Source organism: Salinispora sp. CH2A1_6, from assembly GCF_056820975.1.
Window position 1 is genome coordinate 76,627 of the sequence record NZ_JBXEDG010000001.1, and the last position, 24,194, is coordinate 100,820.

The following is a 24,194-nucleotide window of genomic DNA, read 5'->3' on the forward strand; positions in this document are numbered from 1 at the left end:
TCCGCCTTGCCGGAGCTCGTCATCACCGTTGCCCGGTTCGGGTTCCTGATCCTGTTGTGGATTTTCGTCTTCACAGTGGTCGGGGTCATTCGCCGGGACCTCTTCGCGGGTGCCCGCTCTGGTCGGCTGGTGGCGGCTCCCCGGGGCGTCGGGGCCGTCCTTGGCCAGGGCGGTAAGCCGGCCCGGGTGAAGCGGGGAAAGGCGGCACACCAGCTGGTGGTGACCGCCGGCCAGCTAGCCGGCACCCGCATCACCCTCGGTGAAGCGCAGATCACAATCGGCCGCGCCGAGGATTCCACCCTCGTGATCACCGATGATTACGCCTCCGCTCGACACGCCCGGCTCGTGCCTCGCGACGGGCAGTGGTTCGTCGAGGACCTCGGTTCGACTAACGGCACCTACCTGGATCGCGCTAAGGTCACCGGACCTACCCCCGTCCCCCTCGGCGTGCCGATCCGCATCGGGCGCACCTCACTCGAATTACGGCCATGACTCTGACCCTCCGCTATGCGGCCCACAGCGACCGCGGGCTGATCCGAGACGGTAACCAGGACTCCGTCTATGCCGGGCCACGGCTACTCGCCGTCGCCGACGGCATGGGCGGTATGGCCGCCGGTGACGTCGCCAGCAACATCGTCATCGGTGCCATGGCACCGCTGGATGAGGATGTGCCGGGCAACGCCCTCGTTGATGCGCTTCGTTCGGCTGTCACCAACGCCACCCAACAGCTACGCGAGACCGTTGACGCCAACCCGCAGCTGGAGGGGATGGGGACGACGCTCACCGCGATCCTCTTCTCCGGCAGCAAGCTGGGCATGGTGCACATCGGCGACTCCCGTGCCTACCTCCTGCGGGCCGGCGAGTTCGCCCAGATAACCAAGGACGACACGTACGTCCAGATGCTCGTTGACGAGGGCCGGATCAGCGCCGAGGAGGCGAGTAGCCACCCCCAGCGGTCGCTGCTGACCCGGGCTCTTGACGGGCGGGACATCGACGCGGAGTACTCGGTCCGCCAGGTCCTTACCGGCGACCGGTACCTGATCTGTAGCGACGGTCTCTCGGGCGTGGTGAGCGCGGAGACGATCGTGGAGACGATGCGGGAGTACGCCGACCCGCAGCAGTGTGTGGAGCGGCTGGTCCAGCTCGCGCTGCGCGGTGGCGGACCGGACAACATCACCGTGATCATCGCCGACGCGACGGACCAGGACATCGTCGAGGCGACCCCGATCGTCGGTGGCGCCGCCGCCCGGGACCGGGGCATGGCGACCTCCGCCGACGACTCCACCCCCGCGGCCCGCGCCTCGGCGCTCTCCGGGTCTCCACCGGTGACGCCGGACGAGCCGACAGCCGGGGTTGACGAGGAGCCGGAGCGCCGTCGCCGTCGGCCGGTCCGCCTCGCGGCGATGAGCCTCGCCCTGCTCGTCCTTCTGGGCGGAGCGCTCTACGGTGGGTGGAGCTACACCCAGCGGCACTACTACGTCGGAGCCACGGACAGTGGCCAGGTCGCGGTGTTCCGCGGCATCGAGGGGCAGGTTGCCGGCCTCGACCTCTCTGCCGTGCACTCGACCAGCTCCGCCAAGCTGGACGATCTCACGCTCGCCGCGCAGGAACAAGTCAAACAGGGCATCCCGGCCAAGAGTGAAGCGGATGCGCAGCGTCGGCTGGCCGAGCTGACCGCCGACACCCCGACCAACCCCAACCTGAAGCCGACCTGTCCCCCCAGCCCCAGTCCGAGCCCGAGCCCGCCAGTGGTGCCGAGCCCGACAGCGGAGCTTGCTGCGCCGACGTCCGCTTCCGCTCCGAGTTCGCCTCCGGCGACCACCGCCACACCGAGCGCACCTCCGGCGAGCCCTGCCACACCGAGCACGCCGGCAACCGGCGCGCCGACCGACCCGACCCCCTCGCCTGACGCCTTGCCTGCCATCCCACCGCCGGCCATCGATCCGGCTGCCTGCCGGTCGCCCGAGTGAGCGCCGGCTTGAGCTGTCAGGACATTCAGTGACCGCAGCGGCCACGTCGACGTCCCCGCCCGCCAGCACGGGTGGGCAGAGCGGCGTGCGGCTGGCCCGGTCCCGGCGTAACGCCGAGCTGTCGCTGCTGCTGCTCGCCATGGTGCTGGTCGCCGCGTACGGGGCGATGGTCGAAGCCAGCGTGCTCGACACGGTCACGCCGAGCTTCTGGGTGCCGGCGGCCGCGCTGAGCGCGGTCTTCCTCGGCCTGCACGTGGCGATCCGGTTCCTGGCTCCCTTCGCCGACCCGGCCCTGTTGCCGGCCGTCGCCCTCCTCAACGGCCTCGGTGTCGGCTTCCTGCACCGGCTGGACCTCGCCCGCGCCACCCCAGCCGAGCGTGCCGACCTGGCGACCTTCGCCGGCACCGGCGGGCGCCAACTCGCCTGGACGCTGATCTCGGTCGCTCTCGCCGCCGGGTTGCTCGCCGTGGTCCGTGATCACCGTTCGATCTCCCGGTACGCGTACACGCTGGGTCTCGCCGGCATCGTGCTGGTGATGATCCCGGCGGTGCTACCGCCGAGCATTTCCGAGATCAACGGCGCGAAACTCTGGATCCGGGTCGGCGGTCTCTCCATCCAGCCCGGCGAGTTCGCCAAGCTCGCGCTGCTGGCCTTCTTCGCGTACTACCTGGTCCGCAAGCGGGAGGTCCTCTCCCTGGCCAGTCGCCGGTTTCTCGGTGTCGACTTCCCCCGGGGCCGGGACCTCGGGCCGGTCGTGGTGGTCTGGCTGATCAGCCTCCTGGTCCTGGTCTTCGAGAAGGACCTGGGTACCTCCCTGCTCTACTTCGGCATGTTCGTGGCGACGCTCTACATCGCCACCGAACGGGTGAGCTGGCTCCTCATCGGCTTGGTGCTCTTCTTCGGTGGCGCCTACCTGGCGTATGTGTTGGGCGACGTGATCGGTGGCCCGTTCGCCAACTTCTACCTGCGGGCCAATATCTGGCTGGACCCGTTCGCCGACCCGTACAACGACGGCTACCAGCTGGTGCAGGGGCTACTCGCCCTTGGTAGCGGAGGAATGTTCGGCGCCGGGCCCGGCGCCGGCCAGCCGCTCAAGCTGCCCGAGGTGCAGAACGACTTCATCTTCGCCGGCCTCGGCGAGGAGATCGGTCTCTTCGGTCTCTCCGCCCTGCTGGTGGTCTACCTGCTCATCGTCGAGCGGGGGCTGCGCGCCGCGCTGGCGGTCCACGACTCGTTCGGCAAGCTGCTCGCCGGTGGCCTGGCGTTCACCCTCGGGCTCCAGGTCTTCGTGATCGTCGGCGGGATCAGCGGGCTGATTCCGCTCACCGGCCAGACCACGCCGTTCCTCTCCGCCGGCGGTTCGTCGCTGATGGCGAACTGGTTGCTCATCGCGATCCTGCTCCGGATCTCGGACGCCGCCCGCCGGCCGGTGACCGGCGGGGGCCCTCCGTCGACTCGACCGACGGGCGGACCGCCAGAGCAGCTACACGGTGCCCCCACGGAGGTGATCAGACCGTGAACGCACCACTGCGTCGGGTGGGTCTCGTCGTGATGGTCCTGTTCGGGCTACTCTTCGCGAACCTGAACTGGATTCAGGCCTACAAGGCCGACGACTACCGCAACAGCGACTACAACGGCCGGGTCCAGGTCGCCGAATACGAGCGTAAGCGCGGCAACATCGAGGCTGGCGGTACGGCGTTCGCGGTGAGTAAGCAGACCGACGGGGAGCTGGAGTACCTGCGCACCTACCCCGGTGGGGTGAAGTACGCCCACGCGATCGGCTACAAGCCGGTCAACCTGGCCGACACCGGCATGGAGGAGGCGGAGAACGCATTCCTGGCCGGCACCAGCGACCAGCTCATCGGCGACCGGCTTCGGGACCTGGTCACCGGCGATGAGACCGCCGGCGCGAACGTCCTGCTGACCCTCTCGGAGCAGGCGCAGGACGTCGCGTACGAGCAGCTGCGGGAGAACCGTAGCGGGGTCACCAAGGGTGCGGCCATCGCGCTCGACCCGCGTACCGGGGCGGTGCAGGCGCTGGTCTCGATGCCGAGCTTCGACCCGAACCCACTGGCCAGCCACGACCCGGACGTGGCCACGACGGCCTACAACGAGTTGCAACAGGACCCGGACGGTCCGCTGAAGAACCGGGCGCTCGGCGAGGTGCTCCCCCCGGGCTCCACCTTCAAGATCGTGACGGCCGCCGCCGCGCTCGAGAACGGTGTCACCCAGGACACGAAGATCCCCGCCGGGCCCAGCTGGACCCCGCCGACCTCGGGCCAGCCGATCGAGAACGCGGCCGCCTCCATCTGCCCGGAGGCGGAGGTCACCCTGATGAACGCGGTGACCGAGTCGTGTAACACCGGCTTCGCCCAGCTCGGCGTGCGCCTCGGCGCGGACACGCTCAAGGAGAAGGCCCGGCAGTTCGGCTTCGAGCAGGACGACCTGAGCGTCGGCCGGCTCGGTGAGGATGGCGAGCCGGTCGCCGCCAGTCGGACCGGCGGCATGGAGAATGCCGACGGCAGCGTCGACCCGGCTGCCCTCGCCCAGTCCTCCATCGGCCAGCGTGATGTCCGGATGACTCCGCTCCAGGGCGCTCTGATCGCCGCCACGGTCGCCAACGACGGCAACCAGATGCGGCCGTACCTGGTCAGTCAGATTCTTGGTGCTGATCGCACCACCAACTACTACACCGCCGAGCCCGACAAGTTGCGCCAGCCGGTCAGTGACCAGGTCGCCGCGGACCTGCGGGAGATGATGGAGAGTGTCGTCCAGAACGGTACTGGCCGCAATGCCCGGATCAGTGACTACACCGTCGGCGGCAAGACCGGCACGGCGCAGTCCGGTCCGGATACTCCCGATCACGGCTGGTTCATCGGCTTCGCGCTCGACGAGGACGGCAACCCGGTCTCCGCGGTCTGTGTTCTGCTGGAGGAGGCCGGCGACGGCGGCAGCGCCGAGGCCGCTCGGATCGCCGGGCAGATCATGCGGGCGGCGATCGCCTCGCCGGGGAGCCGCTGACATGCTCAGTTCCGGGGTGAAGCTCGGCAACCGTTACCGTCTCGACGAGCGGATCGCCAGCGGCGGCATGGGCGACGTCTGGCGTGGCACCGACGAGGTACTCGGCCGGACAGTCGCGGTGAAGAGTCTCCTGCCGGCCCTGCTCGACGATCCTGACTTCGCCGAGCGGTTCCGGGGCGAGGCGCGCACGATGGCGACCATCAACCATCCTGGTGTCGTCGACATCTACGATTTCGGCAGCGACCAGCAGATCGCTTTCCTGGTGATGGAGCACGTGGAGGGCGAGGCGCTCCTGGCCACCCTGAACCGGGTCGGCCGGCTCACCTCCGCCCGGACGATGGCCCTGGTGGCCCAGGCCGCCGATGCGTTGCACGCCGCTCACCTGGAGGGCATCGTGCACCGAGACGTGAAGCCCGGCAACCTCCTCGTCCGGCCGAACGGCACCCTGGTGCTCACTGATTTCGGTATCGCCCGATCTGACCTGGTGGCCCAGCTCACGGCCGCGGGCTCGGTGCTCGGCACCGCCTCCTACATCTCACCGGAGCAGGCCACCGGTGCGGTTGCCACCCCCGCCTCCGACGTTTACGCCCTTGGTGTGGTCGCCTACCAGTGCCTCTCCGGCCGGCGGCCGTTTGCGGGCGACAACCCACTCGAGATCGCCCTGCAGCACGTCCGGGAGACGCCTCGGGCGCTGCCTGCCGACATCCCACCGCAGGTGCGGGCGGTGGTCGAGCGGGCCATGGCGAAGGACCCGGCGGACCGTTGGCCGAGCGCGGCGGCGCTGGCCGGGGTGAGCCGACAACTGAAGGCCCAGCTCTCTCAGGCAGCCCGGGCGGCGGGACAGGCCAGTCCGATCTCACCGGCGCCGGGTCGGGCCGGTCCGGTTTCGGCGGTGCCGGGTCGGGTCAGTCCGGTTTCGGCGGCGCCGGGTCGGATCAGTCCGGTTTCGGCGGCGCCTGCGGCGCCGGGCCGAGCCAGCGTGGTGTCGGCCGCGCCCGCCGCGCCGGCGCCGGGTCGGGCCAAAGTGCCGCCGCCGGTCGTTGCCCGTCCACCGCAGGTCTCCCGCTCAGCGGTGGCACCGCAGCCTTTCCCTCCGCCCGCCCCGCAGCCGCAGGTCGGTCGGTCCGCGGTCGCCGCTGTGCCGCTGGGGTCAGCGCGTCCCGGGCACCCCCCGGTGCCAGGCCCGCCGCCCCGCCGGTCCAGGTTTGGGAGAATGCTCCTCGCTCTCCTCCTGGCCGCTCTGGTCCTGACATGCTTTGGCATGGTTTCCTACGTTTGGGGCGAGGTGACTGCCGGGCCCTCCCGCTGGCCGGGGCAGTCGCCGGGAACCTCCGGCGAACTCCGGCTCGACGGACGCGATGATTCAGACCGAACGTCGTACCGTCAACTGCAACTGCCCTCGACGGGCGGCGACGAGACGACGACGAGCGAAGGACGACAGACGCGATGACAGCGCAGGCCCGCCTGCTCGGTGGCCGCTACCAGGTCGGCGAGCTTATCGGCTACGGCGGCATGGCCGAGGTGCATCGCGGTCGTGACCTGCGACTCGGTCGGGATGTTGCGATCAAGATGCTCCGGGCCGATCTGGCCCGGGACGCCACCTTCCAGATGCGGTTCCGACGGGAGGCGCAGAACGCGGCCTCCCTCAACCATCCGGCCATCGTCGCCGTCTACGACACCGGTGAGGAGCAGGCGCCGACCGGTGAGACCCTGCCATTCATCGTCATGGAGTTCGTCAGCGGGCGGACCCTGAAGGAGGTGCTGGTCGGCGAGGGGCGTTTCCAGCCGCGCCGGGCGCTGGAGATCTGCGCCGACATGTGCGCGGCGCTGGAGTTCAGCCACCGGCACAGCATCATCCACCGGGACATCAAGCCCGGCAACGTCATGCTCACCCAGACCGGCCAGGTCAAGGTGATGGACTTCGGAATCGCCCGGGCGTTGGCCAGTGGTGCGACCACGATGACGCAGACCAGCGCCGTGATCGGCACCGCACAGTACCTCTCGCCCGAGCAGGCCCGCGGCGAGTCGGTGGACGCCCGTTCGGACGTCTACGCCGCCGGCTGTGTGCTCTTCGAACTGCTCTGCGGGCACCCGCCGTTCGTCGGGGACAGCCCGGTAAGCGTCGCGTACCAGCATGTCCGGGAGGCGCCACCGACGCCCAGCGACCTCAACCCGGAGGTCCCCCCAGCCGTTGACGCGATCATCCTCAAGGCGCTGTCGAAGAACCCCCTCAACCGCTACCAGAGCGCCGGCGAGATGCGGGCGGACCTGCTGCGTGCCGCCGCCGGACGGCCGGTCATGGCGACCCCGGTCCTGCGGGAGGAGGAGACCACCCAACTCGCCCCGGCCGGCGCTGGTTACCCGGCCGCCGCGCCCGGTCCGCGTACCCAACAGATTCCGGCCCGCGTCGGCGACCCACGGCGGCGCCGGGCGTCAACGTGGCTGATCGCTACCTTCGTCGCGCTCGGCGTACTCGCGGTGGTCGCGTTGGCCGTCAACGAGTTGCGGCCTCGGGAGCCCGAGCGGGTCACGGTCCCGCAGGTGACCGGGCTGACGCAGGCTGAAGCGTTCGCAGCGATCCAGCGGGAAGACCTGGTGCCGGACACCGGCGAGGCGGTCCGCGACAACGACTGCACCAAGGACAGGGTGACCAAGCAGGAGCCAAGCCAGGGCCAACGGCTGGCGCCGAACACCACCGTCACGGTCTTTATCTGCGCTGGGCCGGCGACGGTGACGATCCCGAACACCCTGGTCAACGCCAGCTTCGACAACGCGAAGCAGCAGCTGGAGAACCTCGGCTTCGAGGTGGAGCGCGATGATGTCAACAGTGCGGAGCCGGAGGGCACCGTCCTGCGGGTGACGCCGGATCAGGGTAGCCAGGCGGCGGAGGGGGAGGTGGTCACACTGACCGTCTCCAAGGGCAACCTCGGCACCGTACCGAACGTGGTGCAACGCTACGTCGAGGATGCCAAGGATGATCTCGAGGACGCCGGCTACGAGGTCAAGGTCAAAGACGGCCAGCCGGTGCCACCGGGCGATGAGGGCCGGGTGACGAACCAGGAACCGCGCCCGAACACCAAGCTTGAGAAGGGCAAGACGGTGACCATCACGGTGACCGTGCTCGAGGAGCCGACGGAGCCCCCGACGCCGGAGCCGACCGAGACGCCGACGCCGACGCCGACCGAGACGCCAGGCGATGGTGATGGCGGTGGGGGCGGCGGTGGCCTGCCCCTCTCGACCACACCTCCGGCCCGCTTGCCGACCCGCTGACGGGCCGGTCACCCCGCGTCGGAGCTACGGCGTGGGGGGCGGGTGGCGTTGTCAGGCAGACACGGGACGCCGCACGCCGTCGTCAGGCGCAGTCGATTGGCGGTCAGGTGGTGCTGAATGCGGTACGCCGGCGCGCGTCGACCTCGGCAGCCAACGCGGGGGCACGCTCCAGCGCCTCGGGAAAGCCGCAGGACGCCAGCCAGTTCGCCAGCATGAGGTGCCCGCCCTCGGTCAGGACTGACTCGGGGTGAAACTGCACCCCCTCGATCGGCAACGTCCGGTGGCGCATCGCCATCACCACGCCGGAGCTGGTCCAACCGGTGACCTCCAACTCGTCCGGCAACGTCCCCGGTACGAGCGTGAGCGAGTGGTAGCGGGTCGCGGTGAACACCTTTGGTAGGCCGGCCAGTACCCCCACGCCCTGGTGCTGAACCTCGGAGGTCTTGCCGTGCAGCAACTCCGGGGCCTGGGCGACGGTGGCACCGAACGCCTCCCCGAGCGCCTGGTGGCCAAGGCAGACACCGAAGAGGGGAAGCACCCCGGCGTACTCCCGGATGACATCCAGGCAGATGCCGGCGCGGTCCGGGCTACCCGGGCCGGGGGAGAGCAGGACGCCATCCGCGTTCGCCTGCCCGACCTCCGCGACGCTGATCTCGTCGTTGCGGCGCACCTCGCAGTCGGCGCCGAGCTGACCCAGGTACTGCACCAGGTTGAAGACGAACGAGTCGTAGTTGTCGATGACCAGGATGCGCACGGGTCACTCTCCCGGGGAGGGGGGCGGGTTGTTCTCGTCGGTGTCGTACGGCAGGTCGTGCCCGTCCTCGGTCGGTGCCGGCCCGTCGCCGGCCGGCGGGTAGCCGGGAACATCGGGTTCCCCGGGGTCCCCCGTTTCCTGGGTGACCTGTACATCGTCGAAGGGGAGCAGCGGCTCAGCCCAGGGGAAGACCACATACCAGAGCAGAGCGACCGCAGCCGTCGCTAACAGGACGCTGCCGGCCAGCTTGCCGGGAAGCCCGAACGGCAACTTCCGCCAGATCCAGGCGTACATCTCCTCAACCCCCCAGTTCCGTTGGTCGACCCGCCGACTTGGCCTGGGTTCGGTCCAGCTTCGCGTGGATGATCAGGCGTTCGTAGTTGTCGAACTTCGGATGGCAGGTGGTCAGGGTGAGCATCGCGTCGGTCGGCTTGGCTCCCGGTTCGCCGGGAACCGGCGCCACCACCGCCACCTCGCTCGGTTTGACGATGTGGTTGCGGGTGACGCGGTAGATGTGCCAGTTGTCCCGATCTTCGGCCACGACTACGTCGCCGTCGTCCAGCTCGTCAAGCCGCCAGAAGGTGGCCCGGTTCCGGTGCCCAGCGATGGAGAAGTTGCCGAGCTGGCCGGGGAGGGCGCTGGTCGGATAGTGGCCCGGGGCGTACCGGAGATCCTTCTGGGTCACCCCCTCGACCACAATCCAGTTCTTGTCGAGCCGCGGGATGTACAGGCCGGCGATCGGAGTGCCCTGCACCTCCGGCGTGGGGGCAGAGGCGGGGGCGGATGAGGAAGTAGCGGAGGGCGTCACAGTCGGGTCCCCGGTGGGCCCCCACGCCTCGGCGAGCTGCTGACTGAGGTCGTTCTGGTGGGCGTTGACGATTATCGACTTCCCCCAGATCTCGTATCCGGCGAAGAGGAGTACCACCATGCCGAAGGTGATGAGTACCTCTCCGGCGGCGCGGACGCCGATGCGGAGGCGGGACCGGAACGTCGGTCGGGTCAACTCCGAGTAGACGCTCCGGTAACCACCGGCGGACTGCTCCGGGCGAAGCTTGACCACCCGCTCGCCCCGGCGCGGCTGGGCCGGCTCCCCGGTGCCGGGTTCGGCCGGGGCGTTCGCGTCGCGGGGTGGCTGGGGCACAGCGCCCATCAGTGCGGTGGAGTCGAGCGGCGGCGGGGTATGGCTGGCTACGCGCGCAATGAGCGCGGTGGCCGCGGGATCGGCGGCAGGACCGGTGCCCGGGGCGGCATCGGGACCGGCGCCGGCACTCGGGGCGGCGCCGGGTTTCGGGGCCGGGGTTCGCAGCGGTGTCGTCGGGATGAGCGCGGTGGGGGCGTCAGTCGTTGACGGGGTGCGGTCCCATGCTGACCGGCTTGGGTTGACCGGGCTTGGTGGCGGGGGAGGGGTGGCTGGGCCCGATGAGTGGGGTGGGGAGTCGGGCCGAGGTTCCCGGTGGCCTGCGGGCGGCTGGTCGAGGGGGCGATCAGCCGCTGGCACCGTCAGCGGTGATGGTGACGGGTACGCAGCGTCGAAGTTCGAGCCGGTTGGAGGTGTGGAGGCGGGGCGGGCCACGTGCCGCGGCGACTGGCTCAGCGGGCGCGGCGACGTATCGGTCGATCCCGGTGGCTTCCGGGGCGGGCCCAGCTGGCCCGGCTGGCTCGGCAGGTCCGGTTGGCCCGACTGGCTCAGCGGTTCCGACCGGCTCGGCTGGCCCGACCGGGTCAGGGGTCCCGGCGGGGGCGATGACGGCTGCTCCGATTCGTGCCGGGGCTGCTGCCGGGGGCGGTCCAGTCGCGGCAGGAACGCCGTCTGGTCGTCGTCCTGGTCGGGCTGCCAGTTCTCCGATGCCCTGGTCATTCGGGCACCGTCGCCCAACGGAGTGCGGCCGAGCCATCGAACGCTGGCACCGTCACGGTGGAGACAGTCTCCTTATAACCCAGCTTGTAGGTTTTCGCCAAGTCCCTGAACAACCGGACTCCCTCGGACTCGGCGAGGGCCCGCTGGAGGGTAGCGGGGTCGCCGATCGCTACGATCTTGAATGGAGGGGAATACACCCGGCCATGGAGCAGCAGGGTGTTACCGACGCAGCGTACCGCGCTGGTAGCGAGTACACGGACATCCATGATTGACATCGCCTCCGCGCCGCCGGCCCAGAGGGCGTTCACCACGGCCTGTACGTCACCCTGGTGCACCACCAGGTCGTCGTTGGTGACGCCCGTGGGCAGGCTGCCGTCGCTGCGCCGCGGCGCGTCGTTGAGCTCCACGGTCACCCCGACGCCGGTGAGGGCGGTGAAGCCGGCCGGCTCCTGGCTGGTTGCGGCTCGCTCCTGCTGCTGCTGGATCGCACCGTCGGAACCGGCCAGGGCGCTGGTGCGGTCCTCGACCGTCGCGCGGAGCTCCGCCGCCCGCTGCTCGCTGGCCGCCACCTCGGTGTGGCGGTCCTGGATGAGCTGGTTGAGCTGGGGGCGCCGGTCCTCGCGCAGGGTGGTTCCCCCAGCGGTGGTGGCGGTGGTGGTGAAGAGTAGCCCGGCCGCCGCGGCGATCAACGGCACGCCGACCGGCCAGCCGAGTCGGCGCTGCCGCGGGCGTCGGACGAGGGCGGCGACGACGCGCCGGCGCACCTTCCGCCAGGAGGCCGCGCCGGATGTGTACTCCACGGGGCTCCCTCCCTCGTCGCCTGCCAGCCCGCTCCAATGACCTCTCCGGGTGTTGGAGAAGACCCTTTCGTGGCCTGAACGGGTCTTCCGGACTACGCTAGCTGTCGAACATTATTGGCCATGGACCGTCGCCCTCGCGCCCGGTTGTCAGGCCGGACGAGGTCGTCACCCCCTCTGGAGAGCGTCGTGCCCAAGTCTCAGGTCCGTAAGAAGAAGGTGTACACCCCGCCGACGGACGTGCGTCCGACGGCGACGGCGGCGACGCGTAAGCCTAGCCCGGTCTGGTTGCCGGCCACGGCGGTCGCGCTCATCGTCGTCGGCATCGGCTGGCTGGTGGTCTACTACCTTTCCGAGCAGGCGTATCCGGTCATGTCGTGGGGTTACTGGAACCTCGCGGTGGGCTTCGGCGCAATGGTCGGCTCCCTGATCCTGCTCTCGCGCTGGCGTTGACCACGCGTTGACCCGCGCGCCGGCTCCGGCCGGCGCGCCCGCCTAGCCAGCTCGGTCGACTCGGGCCCCAACCGGCGCTGCCGGGCGCGGCACCTTATGGTGTGCGCAGGACGGCGTCGTTCGGAATGCGAGATGCGTCACGTTACCGCTGGGTAACCCCTTGCGCGTAGGCTGCACTGCACGACCGGGCGAGGCAAGGTCAACGATCGGTCCGGGTCGAGAACGTGGCAAGAGTTCTGCGCGCCGCGTCCTGACCGGGTGTCGATCGCCGAGCCGCTCGAGGCAGTAGTAGACCGGGAGGGCCGACTCGATGGGCAGCGTCCAGATCGTCACCACGATCGTCGCGGCCGCCATCACCGCTGTGGCGGTGTGGCTCGCCGTGCGGGCAGTCATGAGGATGGTGGCGGTGATCCGGCTGGGCCAGCCGGATCCGGCCCGCTTCACCGACTGGGCCACGCGGACGAGGACGATGCTGGCGGAGACCGCCGGTCACACCCGAATGCTCCGCTGGAGCCTGGTGGGTGCCGCGCACTGGTTCGTGATGGTCGGGTTCATCGTGCTGTCGCTGCTGGTGCTCGAGGCGTACTTCGAGGTCGTCTCCCCCACCGGCGGGCTCCCGCTGGTCGGGAACTGGGCGGTCTACGGTTTCGTCACCGAGTGGCTCGGCATCTTCGGTATCGCCAGCATCCTGGTGTTGATCGCGATCCGGGTGCGCAACCGGCCGACCCGGACCGGTGGAAAGTCCCGGTTCACGGGCTCAACCATGTGGCAGGGCTACTTCGTTGAGGCCGTCATTCTCGGCGTCCTGGTGATGGGTTTTCTCATCCGGGGCTTCCGGGTCGCTACTGATCACTTCGCGCACCCGGTCTGGGCGACGCCGCTGAGCCACGCCGTCGGCGGGCTGCTACCGGAGTGGGAGGCCGGGGTCAGCGTCGCCGCTGTCATCAAGATCGCGATCTCGATGTCCTGGCTTATCGTGATTTCGCTGAATGTGACCATGGGGGTCGCCTGGCACCGCTTCCTGGCCTTTCCCAACATCTTCTTCAAGCGCAAGCCGGGTCAGCCGGGCTCTGGGCTCGGTGCGCTGCGACCGATGACCAGCAACGGCGAGCTCCTCGACTTCGAGGAGGCGGATCCGGATAAGGATCAGTTCGGTGTCGCCCAGGTCGAGCAGTTCACCTGGAAGGGGCTGCTGGACTTCAGTACCTGCACCGAGTGTGGCCGCTGCCAGTCTCAGTGCCCGGCGTGGAACACCGGTAAGCCGTTGTCGCCGAAGCTGTTGGTGCTCAGCCTCCGCGATCACGCCTACGCGAAGGCCCCGTACCTGCTAGCCGGCGGCGGCAAGGATCTGACCGGTGCGGAGAAGGCCGCCGACGGGCAGCTCGCCCACGTTGACGCACTGGCGCTCGCCGAGGCCGAGAAGCCGCTGATCGGCGGTGCCGAGGAGTCCGGTGTCATCGACCCGGACGTGCTCTGGTCCTGCACCACCTGCGGGGCCTGCGTCGAGCAGTGCCCGGTCGACATTGAGCATGTCGACCACATCGTCGATATGCGCCGTTACCAGATGCTCATCGAGTCCAGCTTCCCCTCGGAGGCCGGGGTGATGCTGCGCAACCTGGAGAACAAGGGCAACCCGTGGGGTGCCCCGCAGAACACCCGAGAGGACTGGACCAAGGGTCTCGACTTCGAGGTGCCGCGGGTCGGCGAGGTCGACGACTTCGAGTATCTGTTCTGGGTTGGCTGCGCCGGCGCCTTCGAGGACCGGGCCAAGAAGACCACCCGGGCGGTCGCCACGCTCCTGCACGAGGCCGGCGTCTCCTTCGCCATCCTGGGTGAGGGGGAGACCTGCTCCGGTGATCCGGCTCGCCGGATCGGCAACGAGTTTGTCTTCCAGATGCTCGCCCAGCAGAACGTCGAGACCCTGAACGAGGCGTTTGACGGCCGGGAGAAGAGCCGCCGCAAGATCGTCGCTACCTGTCCGCACTGCTTCAACACCCTGGGCAACGAGTATGGGCAGCTCGGTGGCGAGTTCGAGGTCGTGCACCACACCCAGCTGCTGGCCCACCTGGTGGCCACCGGCGCGCTTACGCCGGTCCAGCCGATCGATGGCGGCGTCACGTACCACGACCCCTGCTACCTGGGCCGGCACAACCGGGTCTTCGCTCCGCCGCGTGCGGTGCTCGGCACGGCGGTTCAGGGCGAGCTTACCGAGATGCCGCGGAACAGTGAGCGCTCCTTCTGCTGTGGTGCCGGCGGTGCCCGCATGTGGATGGAGGAGAGGATCGGTAAGCGGATCAACGTGGATCGGGTCGAGGAGGCCATGTCGACCGGCGCGGCGACGGTCGCGGTCGGCTGCCCGTTCTGTTCGACGATGCTCAACGACGGCGTGAACGGTAAGGGCGCTGGCGAGCAGGTCGAGGTGGTTGACGTGGCGAGCGTTCTGCTCCGGTCGGTACGCCCGGAACAGCCGTCTGTTGACCAGGAGAGTGAGCAGGTCGCGGGCTGATTCTGCCCTGGGCAGGGACGGCGGCGGCACCATCAGGTGCCGCCGCCGGTCGCTTCACCGCCAGCCCTGAGTGAATCTCGATTACTGAAGGTAATTGTTGTGGGTATCAATGTGCTGGAGATCCGCAATTTTGAGTCGGGTCAGTACTATTTGTGGGCGGGTGACTACGCAGAAGTGAAAGCGGTTCGTCTGCCTTGATTCCACACCGGGGCCCTCCCTATTGTTGTGGTTGGCTGCGGTGGATCGTCTGCCTCGTATCCCCCCCCCTTGTTTCGGGGCGCCCCGTGGTCCGGGTGGCAAAAGGAGTCCGGGTTGTACAAGGAGTCCGGTTTGCGCAGGGAGTCCGGGTTGCGCAGGGAGACGGTGCCGGTGGCAAATATGCCCCCTCGTCGTCAGGACTCGGCATGGCCGCGCCGTCCGGGAGGAGCACGTCGGGCCGCTCACGGTCTGCTCGCTGCGGTCGCCGCGGTCGCGGTGGGTCTCGGTGCGCTGGCGATCCCCGCGCAGGCCGAGCCGACCGTGGAGGAGATTGAGGCCGCGATCGACGAGCAGTGGCGCGAGATGGAGCCCACGATCGCGGAGTACAACAAGGTTCGGGCGCAGCTGAAGGTCAACCGCGAGAAGTCGGAGGAGTTGGCGGAGAAGCTCGTTCCGCTCCAGCAGAAGAGCGAGGCCGCATTGACGCGGATTGGTGGTCTGGCCTCGCAGTACTACATCAATGGACCGTCGCGGGAGCTTGGGGCGCTGCTGGTCAGCGATGATCCGAATGAGATCAGCGAAGAGTTGGCACTACTGAACCGGGTTGCCCTTATGGAGCACAAGCAACTCGAAGAAGTGCTGACAATCCGCAAAGAGTACGAGGGCCAGAAACAGGAACTCGACGAACTGATTGCCGTGCAGGACAAGCAGGAGAGCGAGCTGGCGGCGAGAAAGAAACAGATCGACGCCGAGATCAAACGGCTCAAGGACTCACTCCCGGTGACTACGGTGTCGACTCCGCAGTGCCCCACCATCAACGGTGTGGTCAGCGAGGCTGCCCGGACGGCCATCCGGACCGCCTGCGCTCAGGTGGGCGACCCGTACGTGTGGGCTGCCGCCGGCCCCGACTCGTTCGACTGCTCCGGGCTGACGCAGTACGCGTACAAGGCGGCCGGTGTCTACCTGACGCACTACACCGGCGCCCAGTGGAACGAGGGCCAGGCGATTTCGCGATCCGAAGCGCGCCCCGGCGACCTTGTCTTCTTCTCCAGCCCCAGTAACCTGCACCATGTCGGCCTGTACCTCGGTAACGACCAGATGGTGCATGCGCCCCGGACCGGCAAGCCGGTCATGGTGTCCAGCATCAACACCATGCCGTCGATCGCCGGCTTCCGCCGACCCGGCTGAGCCAGCGACTGGATCGAGGGCCCCGGACGACTTGCTCGTCCGGGGCCCTCGTCGCGTGCGTCTGTTGGTTCCCGGCGGTGCCGCCGCCTCATCCGTGTAGCCGCCGGTTCGCCCGGGAGTAGTCGCTGGTCGTCCAGCGTCAGCGCGTCGGCCAGGTCCGCCAACTCTGCCAGGAGCGGCTGGGTGTCGGGCCCCGCTGCCCCTGGTAGCGGGACCCGTAGACGGCCGATCCGTACGGGTGCTCGGCGGGTGAGCAGAGGCGGAAGATGCAGAGCTGACCGATCTTCATGCCGGGCCAGAGCATGATCGGCAGGTTCGCCACGTTGGAGAGTTCCAGCGTCACGTGGCCGGAGAAGCCCGGGTCGATGAAGCCGGCGGTCGAGTGGGTGAGCAGCCCGAGCCGGCCGAGTGAGCTCTTGCCCTCCAGCCGGCCGGCGAGCTGATCACCGAGCGAGATGACCTCGAGGGTGGAGGCGAGCACGAACTCACCGGGGTGCAGCACGAACGGCTCGCCATCGGGTACCTCGACCGGCGAGGTCAGGTCGTCCTGTTGCTGGGACGGGTCGATGTGTGTGTACAGGTGGTTGTTGAACACCCGGAAGAGCTTGTCCAGCCGTACGTCGATGCTGGACGGCTGGACCAGCGCGGGATCGAACGGCTCCAGCGCCAGCGTGCCGGCCTTGATCTCGGCGGCCAGGTCACGATCGGAGAGAAGCATCGGACCACCATAGCGAGTGGGACGACACGCGCCCATTTCGCCTGGGCATTCGAACGCACGTTCGATAGGGTGCGGGTATGGCTTCCTGGTCCGAGTTCGCCGCCGACGTACCCCGCCTCGCTGACGGGGTTCGTCGGCTTCTCCAGCAGTACGGGCCGGGCCTGGGCTACCTGGCCACGGTCCGCGCCGACGGCGGTCCTCGCGTGCATCCGGTCTCCCCGGTGCTCACCGACGAGGGCCTCTTCTGTTTCGTGATTGACTCGCCCAAGCGGCGCGACCTGGAACGCGACGGGCGTTACGCGCTGCACTCCTTCCCCGCCGAGGAGAGCGACGACGAGGCCTACGTCGCGGGTCGTGCCCGGCTGGTGACGGATCCGGTCCGGGTGACCCGCTTGGCCCGCCGGCACTGCGCGATTCACGACATCGACTGGCGGCTCTTCGAGTTCAGCATTGATGTCGCGATGATCGCCCAGCACGACATCGCTGGCGTGGCGCGACCGGCTGTTCAGGTTTGGCTGGAGCCGGGTGGCCAGGCCGCGTCGGGTCGCCCCGGCCAGCCTCGACGTGCCGGCTCGCCGACCCCCACCGTTGACCAGGGCAGCGCGGCGGCCTGAGCGTTCGTCGACCAGGGCAGCCCAGTGGCCGGCCGCCGCCTCGGCCCTGCAAGCGCCGCTACCGGCTCCACACGTTCGGAGCCGGTAGCAGGCCCGTACCGGTCGAGGGGCTATGCCCGATACGCATTCCAGGCGGTCAGCATGCGGCTGGCCTGGCCCGGAGTGAATTCGTACATGCAGGAGTCGTATGTGTAGTCCATGAAGTTGTGGATCGGGTCCACGCCCGCTGAGGAGCAGGTGTCCCGTCCGGTGGGGCACTGGTAGGCCGGGGAGGCTTCGGCCGGGGTGTCGCTGACCCCGTCCCCGGAGCCGCTACAGCCGCCCTGGAAGGTGTGGTAAAGGTTCAGCCAGTGGCCAACCTCGTGGGTGCCGGTGTCGCCGAGGTTGTAGTTGGTGGCGGTGCCACCCGGCAGCGACTCGTTCAGCACGACGACGCCGTCCAGCTGGTTGATCGAGCGCCTCGGGAAGGTTGCCCAGCCGAGCAGGCCGCTCGAAAGATCACCGAGGTAGAGGTTGAGGGTTTCCGCGCCACCGGTGCGCAGGGACCTCTTCATCGACCGTTCCGTCGATGAGCCGTAGTTGATCGGGTACCAGCTCGGGTTCGTAACCCGGTTGATCGACTGGAGCGTGAAGCCGAAGGCCGTCGGTGCGCCACCGGTCGCTCCGGCGAATGACTCGTTCAGCACGTCGATCTGGGCATGGATCATGGAGTCCGGGATGTTGCCGCCGGCCCGGGTGCTGTTCTCCTGGATGACGTGCACCACCACCGGGATGGCGATCGATGCCGGAGCCACGGGCGCGAAGGCAGCGGCGCCCTCGCGCCGCACCTGCTTCTCCGCCAGTTCGGCGAGCTCGCTCTCCCGCGCCGCGACCTCGGCTTCGGTCAGGTGGTTCGGGTCGTGGTCGGTGATGCCGTCCGGCCGAGCCTTGGCCCTGGCGTCGGCGTGGACCGGCTCGCATTCCTCACTCGCGGCATGTTCCGCGGCGTGGTTCGCCAGCGGTGCCGCGTGCGCCGGGACGTAGCCGGCCGTGACGGCGCCGAGGAGCAGCGCGAACGACGTTGACGCGATGCCGGCGCTTCGACGGGACAGTAGGTTGAGACGGAGGCCCATGGGCCACCTCCTTTTGGCAGCACAGCGGGGGGAGTGTGCGTGCCATGGCAGGAAACGTGGGGCAGACGTTACAAGACATCGACAGCTTTGAAAATGCCGAGCCGGCTCCGAAGGGCCTGACCGGCGGTTCGCTCCCTCCCCTGGCCGGACTCGTCCGGATGGCCGCACCGCCAGCGCCGACGTTTGCGGCTGCGGGTTCAGCCCGCTCCGGTGCTGTCGCTCGCAGGCCGCTCGGGTCGGCGGGTGCCGGGATGTGCGCCGCGCGGTGCTTCAGGTAGGGTGTTGCCACCTGCGGGTGTAGTTCAATGGCAGAACATCAGCTTCCCAAGCTGACAGTGCGGGTTCGATTCCCGTCACCCGCTCCACGCACGGAAACCCTGGTCAGGACACATGTCCCGCCAGGGCTTCCGTCGTCCTAGGTCATGCTGAAACAAGGGTGGGCCATTAGCGGGCCATTAGCTCGCCTCGGTGGCCGGTCCGTCGCCCTCGGCGACCCGCTTGATCTTGCGCTTGCTCGGCTTGCGCCGGGCCGCCTTGACGGCCCGGTCGATCGCGTCGGCAATGCCCTGGTCGGCCTCCTGGTTGGCGTGCTGGTAGATCAGCGCGGCGCGGGCTGTCGTGACCCATCCGCGCCATGATGTCGCGCAGGCTCGCGCCTGGTGCCCGCGATGCGAGGGTGTTGCCGGTGTGCCGCAGAGGCCGCACGTCACCATCGATGTTGCCGGTTCTCCGGCGAGACGCTGCGGGACGCGCTCGCCGAGGCGCTCGACAAGGTGCGGGTTGGAAGGCTCGCGCCGGAAATGATCGCGGTGCGGGTGCTGATCTCTGACATGACGGCGCCCAGTCGGGGTTGCTTCTCGTCGAGGTTGGGGCGATCGGCTGCCGCGCAGCGGAGCTGCTTGCCCCCGGACTCTCGCGGGCACCGCCCGCAGTTTGATGACGACGGGACCAGGACGTGACCCATCCCCCGGATGCCCGATCCTCTACGCCACCCGCCCGGCGTCAAGGGCGCTGCGCGTCGGCACGCCGATAGCCTACGGCCACCCTTGACCCCGACCGGGCGACGCAGTCTTTGGCGCCTATCCGGGGGATGGGGGCAGACTGGCGCCCGCCTTTCATCGGGAAGCGGATGGCCTACAAGCGCCAGGCGATGCCGACCGGGTCAGGTGTGGCATCTTCAGCTGTCGCACACCGTGTCGGCGTAGCGGGCGAATTCTTCGGGCGTGTGGAACGCGGCGACGTAGCCGCCGTGCTCCCCGCCCTCCCACCGCTTGGTGAGGATCACGGCGGAGCCGGTCCGGCCGCGCAGCTCGCTGATCCGGAACGGGAAGTCCTTCACTGCGCCGTCGTTCTTGTTCCACGCGCGCAGGTCGTAAATCTGGCCGTCGTCTAACGTGGGCGGCGCCAGCTTCGTCTGCCACCCAGCCGCCGGGTCGAGCAGCACGACTTCCTCTGCGGTGCGGGCGCTGCGGCCGGGATCCCGCTCGAGCTGGATCACCTTGTCGGTGACCCCACCGTCGTCCCTGCCGAGGTAGAGAGTGATCGTGTCGGTCCCGGCCTTGCCCCGGCACCAGTCGACTACCCCGACCAGCCGGCCGTCGGTGTCCAGCCGCACTCCGACCGCGCCCTCAGTGGCCAAGCTGCATCCGGTCAGCCCGGCCAGCACCAACGTGCAGATCAGTCCCAGCATCCCCGTCCGTCGCATCCCTTCAGCGTGAGCATCGGCGGTCACCAGGTGATCACGGCGAGAAGTCGGCTTAACGACATCGAGGATCGGCCTACTGATCCAGCACGCCACAGCTCGAAGCCATGTAATGCAAGTCCCAAGCTGACAGTGCGGGTGCGATTCCCGTCACCCGCTCCACGCACGGAAGCCCCGGTCAGGACACATGTCCCGCCAGGGCTTCCGTCGTCCTAGGTGGCTGAAGCAGGGGGTCGTGCCATTAAGGTGCCTCGGCGGTGGGTCCGCCGCCCTCGGTAGCCCGCTTGACCCGCCATCATGCAACTGATCAGCCCGCTGCCCGCTGGTCGTGATCTTCATCCCGCGACAGGAAAAGGATCAACCAAGGGCTACGTCATGATCAGCCAGAGTTCATCCACACCGACCCCCGATTCAAGATCAACGCATCGATCTCGATCCAGGGTGGTAAACCACACCCGGTTCACGAAGCGAGTAGCTGGATGCGTGCGATTTACGCCAGGTCGGATGTCTCCGCGCGGCCAGGGGTCCGGCCAGGGCGACAGATGGGCTATCGCCGTGCGTACGATGCGGTATGCCTGCTGGCGGACCAAGCCGCTACAGTCTCCGGATGATCGCTGGAGTCATCGTCCCGGGGAGCGGTTACGGCCCCCAAGCCCCGTTGCTCAACCTCGCCGGCGAAGCGCTCACCGACCTCGACGCCGCAACAGAGATCATTACGTGGACCGTCCCAAAGGGACTGCTGGACATCGGCCCCGAGCCTTTCGTCAGGGCGCACGTCTCTGCGGCACTGCACCGGCTAACCAATGCGGCACCAGACATGCAGCCCGTCATCATCGCTAAGTCGCTCGGGACATACGCCGCCGGGCTGGCGGCGGAGCGGCAACTACCGGCTATCTGGCTGACGCCGCTCCTGAACGACAACGCAGTGGCCGAGGCGATCACCCTTAACCCAGCGCCGGCCCTGCTCGTCGGGGGGACACACGATCGAACCTGGGTTCCTGAAGCTGCAGGACGGACAGGCAAGAAGGTGCTGACCATCGAAGGCGCCAACCATGCCCTGCGGCCGCATGGACCATTAAGTGCCTACACCGATGCACTGGCCGCTGTTGGCATGGAAATGGAAAGGTTCTTGTCTCAATTGGTCTGACCGCACCAGGCCGATGATCCGGCGCACTCGCTACCAGGGCGGCCCACAACCGGTGGTGAAGGCTGAGCGGTCGGAGATGCGCTGGCCACGCTCCGGCGGCGTGGGCAGTCAGAATTCCCGCCACTCTGGCCACTGAGGCCGGGTATCTGAGGTCAGCGCCTCGCGCATGACGTGCTCTACCTCGGCTGGGGTCAGCTGGGGACGCTTCTGCGGGATCTTGCCTCCCGGGCGAGCTGCGTACCACATCCGGCCGTCATCTTCGGTCATCATGATGTCGGTCGGGGTCCGTCCTTCGCCGACCACGCAAACCGACCCCATGATCGATTGATGATCACTGTCTCGTCTCGCTCCTGATGGAGCTCGCGCAGCGGGTCGAGGTGGTCATGGCGCAAGTATCTGGCGGCGTGCCCGATCCGTGCCCGTTCCAGCGGACAACTCCGGTCGACAGCGGCACATCGACAGCCTCAATCTGACGGTCCGTCCCGCCCGACCGGTTCGATTCCCGTCACCCGCTCCACGCACGAAGCCCTGGCCAGGGTGCATGTTCTGCCAGGGCTTCCGTCGTTTAGCCGGCAGAAGCAGGTGGTTGCGTCGTGGTCGGCGACGACTAGGTGCCGGCCCTGGTCAACAGGGTGCTGAGGATCGGCTCGGCATGGGTCCACAGCACCGCTCCGCCGATCGCCGGTACGAGGTGATGCTCGGCGCCGGGTATCCGGGCGGTGAGCAACGATCCGTTGTCCGGCGAGTGGCTCTGGTCCAATTCGCCGTACCAGACGTCGACCGGCACGGAGATCTTTCCGAGGTTGATGGGCCAGGGGCTCATGGCCAGGACCGTGTCCCGCGCGTACCCAGCTGCCCCCTGCGTGAACGCCTCGTTCACGGCCCGACGATAGGCGTCCGCGAACCCGGACTCGCGGTACACCGCGAGGTCACACTCCGGGCTGCCGTCCAGTACGAAGTCAAGCAACCTGTCGGCGCTGTATCCGGCGAAGAAGCGCTCTGCTTCGGCCGCGTCCCGTACCGTCCAGTCGACGAGCTTACGAAGCTCGGCGGGCAGTGCGGAGGCGAATTCCGGCGCGGCCACCTCGTCTGCGCCGGAGACGATGGCGAGGGCAGCGGTGACACCTCCCTCCGCGCAGGCCAGCGCGAACGGCGCGCCCTGCGAGTTCCCGACCATCGCCGGCCGACCCAATCCGCGCGTCGCGGTGAACTGTCGGAGGTCTGCGACGAAGTCGGCGAACGTCCGACCGGGCAGCGGCGTCGAGGCGCCGAGCCCTGGACGGTCCACAGAAACGAGTCGTACGCCGAGCCGGTCGATGACTTCGGCGCCGAACCCGAGCCAGCGGCTGGTGGCGGCACCAGGCGAGAACAGCACGGGTGTCCCATCCTGCGGTCCCCATTCTGCCCAACCCAGCAGCCGCCCGTCAGAGAGCTGAACTTCACCAACGCGGTCAGGAGCTGTGACGTACATGGAGTAATCAAATCAAGCGGGATCGGCCTTCCTGCCGACGGCCCGCGCACTGTCCCGCATGTCACCCTGATCCGCTGCCGCCGGTGCTCTCGCGCCGGCGTCTTTGCTCTACCTGGACCGCCAGCGGCGCGGCGGTCACCAAGATCGACGAGAAGGCTCAGATCCAGGCCCTCGACCGGACCTGACTGCTAAGGCGCGACCTGGACGTGGCCCACCGGTCGGCATGGCAAGGCCGGAATCCCGCTTGGTGTGGTTGTCGGTTTGAGGGTGATGAACACGGTGCGGTGGGTGGGTCATCCGGTCAAGCGTTGACTCCCGATCTTTGGGCTCAGCTCAAGTTGACGTTCGGGAGGGTGATAGGTCGGCATTTGGCGTCGGCCCGGAGCGGCCATGGAACTGATCTCGCCGTCTTTGTCATACCAGCGAGTCAGGATGAATTCATGCGTGGGCGGATCACCGACGACAGCGCCACCCCGAGAGCAGGGCGGCGGGACTACTGGGGCGTGGTGCTGGACGCACCGGACGCGACGATGCTCGCCCGGTTCTACACCGAGTTGCTTGGTTGGCCGGTCTACCAGGAGGAGCCGGATTTCGTCAGCATCGCCGCGCCGGATGGTGTGGCCTACCTGGCGGTGCAGACCGCCCCCGGCTACCAGCGCCCCACGTGGCCGACCACCTCAGGTGCTCCGCAGATGATGCTGCACCTGGATTTTGAGGTGTCAGACCTGGGTGCGGCGGTGGCGCACGCCGTGGAACTGGGTGCGACGGTCGCCGACCACCAACCACAGCAGCGGGTACGGGTACTGCTCGATCCCGCTGGGCACCCTTTCTGCCTCTACCTGGGCCGCTAGTTGACCTGGGTGTCCCAGGCGGACTGTGTTGGCCGGCGCGGGTCGTGCCCCCGAGTAGCCTTCGACCATGGGTCAGGTCGTGAAACTGCGGGACATGCGCCAGGACGAGTACGACGTCTACTCGGATCAGCAGCTCCGGGAGTATGTGGAGGCTCAGACCGGGCTGGTGTCGACCGAAGCCGCCCGACGGAAGGCAGCTCGGGATCGGGAGCAGTTTCTGCCCCACGGGCTGGCCACCGAGCGCCATCGGCTGTTGGTGGCGGAGAACAGCAGCGGTGAGGCAGTCGGAGTCCTCTGGCTCGGCCTGGACGACCCGCGCAGCAAGTCGGCCGAGATGGCCTGGATCTTCGATATCAGGGTTGATCCCGCCCACCGACGGCTGGGCTACGGCGCTGCCATCCTGTCGGCGGCCGAGGAATTGGCCCGGGAGGCGGGGGCGCTCCGCCTGGGGCTCAACGTCTTCGGTCACAACAAGCCGGCGATCGCCCTGTACGAGCAGAGCGGGTACGAGATGACCACCCAGCAGATGGCGAAGCCGCTGCGCTGACGGGCGGTGTATCGCTG

21 protein-coding genes, 1 tRNA gene and 3 pseudogenes are annotated in these 24,194 nt (G+C 68.5%); 15 read left to right on the forward strand and 10 right to left on the reverse strand.

Translation table 11 applies throughout. The features are described from left to right. The first annotated feature begins 6 nt into the window (after positions 1-6). From AC1UKG_RS00365 to pknB, 6 genes are read left to right on the forward strand one after another with little or no spacing between them, the layout of a single operon-like run. A complete protein-coding gene (locus tag AC1UKG_RS00365) occupies positions 7-492 on the forward strand; it encodes an FHA domain-containing protein FhaB/FipA (RefSeq protein WP_018254878.1) in 486 nt (161 codons plus the stop codon). Further along, the gene (locus tag AC1UKG_RS00370; protein WP_482642810.1) at positions 489-1,970 is read left to right on the forward strand and encodes a PP2C family protein-serine/threonine phosphatase; all 1,482 of its coding nucleotides are present in this window, start codon (positions 489-491) and stop codon (positions 1,968-1,970) included. The genes AC1UKG_RS00365 and AC1UKG_RS00370 overlap by 4 nt, the downstream gene beginning before the upstream one ends. A 28-nt stretch (positions 1,971-1,998) precedes the next feature. Further along, positions 1,999-3,489 carry an FtsW/RodA/SpoVE family cell cycle protein gene (locus AC1UKG_RS00375; protein ID WP_018813915.1) on the forward strand — a complete coding sequence of 497 codons (1,491 nt, stop codon included), beginning with the start codon at positions 1,999-2,001 and terminating at the stop codon, positions 3,487-3,489. Next, on the forward strand, positions 3,486-4,991 hold the full coding sequence (locus tag AC1UKG_RS00380) for a penicillin-binding transpeptidase domain-containing protein (RefSeq protein ID WP_018813914.1): 1,506 nt from the start codon (positions 3,486-3,488) through the stop codon (positions 4,989-4,991). The genes AC1UKG_RS00375 and AC1UKG_RS00380 overlap by 4 nt, the downstream gene beginning before the upstream one ends. A gap of 1 nt (position 4,992) precedes the next feature. Then, the gene (locus AC1UKG_RS00385; protein WP_482642809.1) at positions 4,993-6,441 is read left to right on the forward strand and encodes a serine/threonine-protein kinase; all 1,449 of its coding nucleotides are present in this window, start codon (positions 4,993-4,995) and stop codon (positions 6,439-6,441) included. Further along, on the forward strand, positions 6,438-8,261 hold the full coding sequence (gene pknB / locus AC1UKG_RS00390; protein ID WP_482642808.1) for a Stk1 family PASTA domain-containing Ser/Thr kinase: 1,824 nt from the start codon (positions 6,438-6,440) through the stop codon (positions 8,259-8,261). Before AC1UKG_RS00385 ends, pknB begins: the two co-directional genes overlap by 4 nt. 103 nt (positions 8,262-8,364) lie before the next feature. Here the strand turns inward: pknB and AC1UKG_RS00395 are convergent, their stop codons facing one another. The 4 genes from AC1UKG_RS00395 to AC1UKG_RS00410 are packed head-to-tail and all read right to left on the reverse strand — an operon-like array spanning position 8,365 to position 11,673. Continuing rightward, on the reverse strand, positions 8,365-9,015 hold the full coding sequence (locus AC1UKG_RS00395; protein WP_482642807.1) for an aminodeoxychorismate/anthranilate synthase component II: 651 nt from the start codon (positions 9,013-9,015) through the stop codon (positions 8,365-8,367). Positions 9,016-9,018: 3 nt separating this feature from the next. Then, the gene (locus AC1UKG_RS00400) at positions 9,019-9,309 is read right to left on the reverse strand and encodes a hypothetical protein (RefSeq protein WP_018743580.1); all 291 of its coding nucleotides are present in this window, start codon (positions 9,307-9,309) and stop codon (positions 9,019-9,021) included. A 4-nt stretch (positions 9,310-9,313) separates the two neighbouring features. Then, entirely contained in the window at positions 9,314-10,873 is a 1,560-nt protein-coding gene (locus AC1UKG_RS00405; protein WP_482642806.1) for a class E sortase, read from the reverse strand. Beyond that, on the reverse strand, positions 10,870-11,673 hold the full coding sequence (locus tag AC1UKG_RS00410; RefSeq protein WP_018743582.1) for a DUF881 domain-containing protein: 804 nt from the start codon (positions 11,671-11,673) through the stop codon (positions 10,870-10,872). Before AC1UKG_RS00410 ends, AC1UKG_RS00405 begins: the two co-directional genes overlap by 4 nt. A gap of 186 nt (positions 11,674-11,859) precedes the next feature. Here AC1UKG_RS00410 and AC1UKG_RS00415 point away from each other — a divergent pair, with 186 nt between their 5' ends. From AC1UKG_RS00415 to AC1UKG_RS00425, 3 genes are all read left to right on the forward strand, one after another. Then, positions 11,860-12,123: a cell division protein CrgA gene (locus AC1UKG_RS00415; protein WP_018738360.1), complete on the forward strand. Its 264-nt coding sequence runs from the start codon at positions 11,860-11,862 to the stop codon at positions 12,121-12,123. Positions 12,124-12,433: 310 nt separating this feature from the next. Further along, the gene (locus tag AC1UKG_RS00420) at positions 12,434-14,629 is read left to right on the forward strand and encodes a (Fe-S)-binding protein (protein ID WP_026325257.1); all 2,196 of its coding nucleotides are present in this window, start codon (positions 12,434-12,436) and stop codon (positions 14,627-14,629) included. Positions 14,630-15,007: 378 nt separating this feature from the next. Then, positions 15,008-16,015: an NlpC/P60 family protein gene (locus tag AC1UKG_RS00425; RefSeq protein ID WP_050564249.1), complete on the forward strand. Its 1,008-nt coding sequence runs from the start codon at positions 15,008-15,010 to the stop codon at positions 16,013-16,015. A gap of 139 nt (positions 16,016-16,154) precedes the next feature. On the opposite strand, the gene dcd is transcribed toward AC1UKG_RS00425, so the two are convergent. Next, entirely contained in the window at positions 16,155-16,733 is a 579-nt protein-coding gene (dcd, locus tag AC1UKG_RS00430; protein WP_018217843.1) for a dCTP deaminase, read from the reverse strand. Between the two features lie 77 nt (positions 16,734-16,810). On the opposite strand from dcd, the gene AC1UKG_RS00435 reads away from it, so the two are divergent. Further along, on the forward strand, positions 16,811-17,347 hold the full coding sequence (locus AC1UKG_RS00435) for a pyridoxamine 5'-phosphate oxidase family protein (RefSeq protein WP_018743586.1): 537 nt from the start codon (positions 16,811-16,813) through the stop codon (positions 17,345-17,347). Positions 17,348-17,457: 110 nt separating this feature from the next. Here the strand turns inward: AC1UKG_RS00435 and AC1UKG_RS00440 are convergent, their stop codons facing one another. Beyond that, positions 17,458-18,459, reverse strand: a complete 1,002-nt coding sequence (locus tag AC1UKG_RS00440) for a zinc metalloprotease (protein ID WP_018743587.1) — start codon at positions 18,457-18,459, stop codon at positions 17,458-17,460. A gap of 291 nt (positions 18,460-18,750) precedes the next feature. Between AC1UKG_RS00440 and AC1UKG_RS00445 the strand changes: the two genes are divergently transcribed. After that, positions 18,751-18,824: transfer RNA gene (locus tag AC1UKG_RS00445), tRNA-Gly, on the forward strand. A gap of 90 nt (positions 18,825-18,914) precedes the next feature. On the opposite strand, the pseudogene AC1UKG_RS00450 reads toward AC1UKG_RS00445, so the two are convergent. Continuing rightward, a pseudogene (locus AC1UKG_RS00450) lies at positions 18,915-19,155 on the reverse strand (site-specific integrase); the annotation flags it as partial. Here AC1UKG_RS00450 and AC1UKG_RS00455 point away from each other — a divergent pair. Then, a pseudogene (locus AC1UKG_RS00455) lies at positions 19,153-19,301 on the forward strand (GntR family transcriptional regulator); the annotation flags it as partial. The pseudogenes AC1UKG_RS00450 and AC1UKG_RS00455 sit on opposite strands and share 3 nt — an antisense overlap. 335 nt (positions 19,302-19,636) lie before the next feature. On the opposite strand, the gene AC1UKG_RS00460 reads toward AC1UKG_RS00455, so the two are convergent. Further along, positions 19,637-20,164: a hypothetical protein gene (locus AC1UKG_RS00460; RefSeq protein WP_033669250.1), complete on the reverse strand. Its 528-nt coding sequence runs from the start codon at positions 20,162-20,164 to the stop codon at positions 19,637-19,639. 604 nt (positions 20,165-20,768) lie between these two features. On the opposite strand from AC1UKG_RS00460, the gene AC1UKG_RS00465 reads away from it, so the two are divergent. After that, positions 20,769-21,308 (forward strand): alpha/beta hydrolase, encoded by a 540-nt coding sequence (locus AC1UKG_RS00465; protein WP_018743591.1) that lies wholly within the window; start codon positions 20,769-20,771, stop codon positions 21,306-21,308. A gap of 108 nt (positions 21,309-21,416) precedes the next feature. Here the strand turns inward: AC1UKG_RS00465 and AC1UKG_RS00470 are convergent. Together AC1UKG_RS00470 and AC1UKG_RS00475 are read right to left on the reverse strand one after the other, a co-directional pair. Continuing rightward, a pseudogene (locus AC1UKG_RS00470) lies at positions 21,417-21,676 on the reverse strand (hypothetical protein); the annotation flags it as partial. Between the two features lie 239 nt (positions 21,677-21,915). Next, positions 21,916-22,779 (reverse strand): alpha/beta fold hydrolase, encoded by an 864-nt coding sequence (locus AC1UKG_RS00475; RefSeq protein WP_026271300.1) that lies wholly within the window; start codon positions 22,777-22,779, stop codon positions 21,916-21,918. Positions 22,780-23,219: 440 nt separating this feature from the next. On the opposite strand from AC1UKG_RS00475, the gene AC1UKG_RS00480 reads away from it, so the two are divergent. Both AC1UKG_RS00480 and AC1UKG_RS00485 read left to right on the forward strand, forming a co-directional pair. Then, complete coding sequence (locus tag AC1UKG_RS00480; RefSeq protein WP_482642805.1) at positions 23,220-23,630, forward strand: VOC family protein; 411 nt, start codon at positions 23,220-23,222, stop codon at positions 23,628-23,630. A gap of 67 nt (positions 23,631-23,697) precedes the next feature. After that, on the forward strand, positions 23,698-24,177 hold the full coding sequence (locus tag AC1UKG_RS00485; protein WP_018743596.1) for a GNAT family N-acetyltransferase: 480 nt from the start codon (positions 23,698-23,700) through the stop codon (positions 24,175-24,177). The last annotated feature ends 17 nt before the right edge of the window (positions 24,178-24,194 follow it).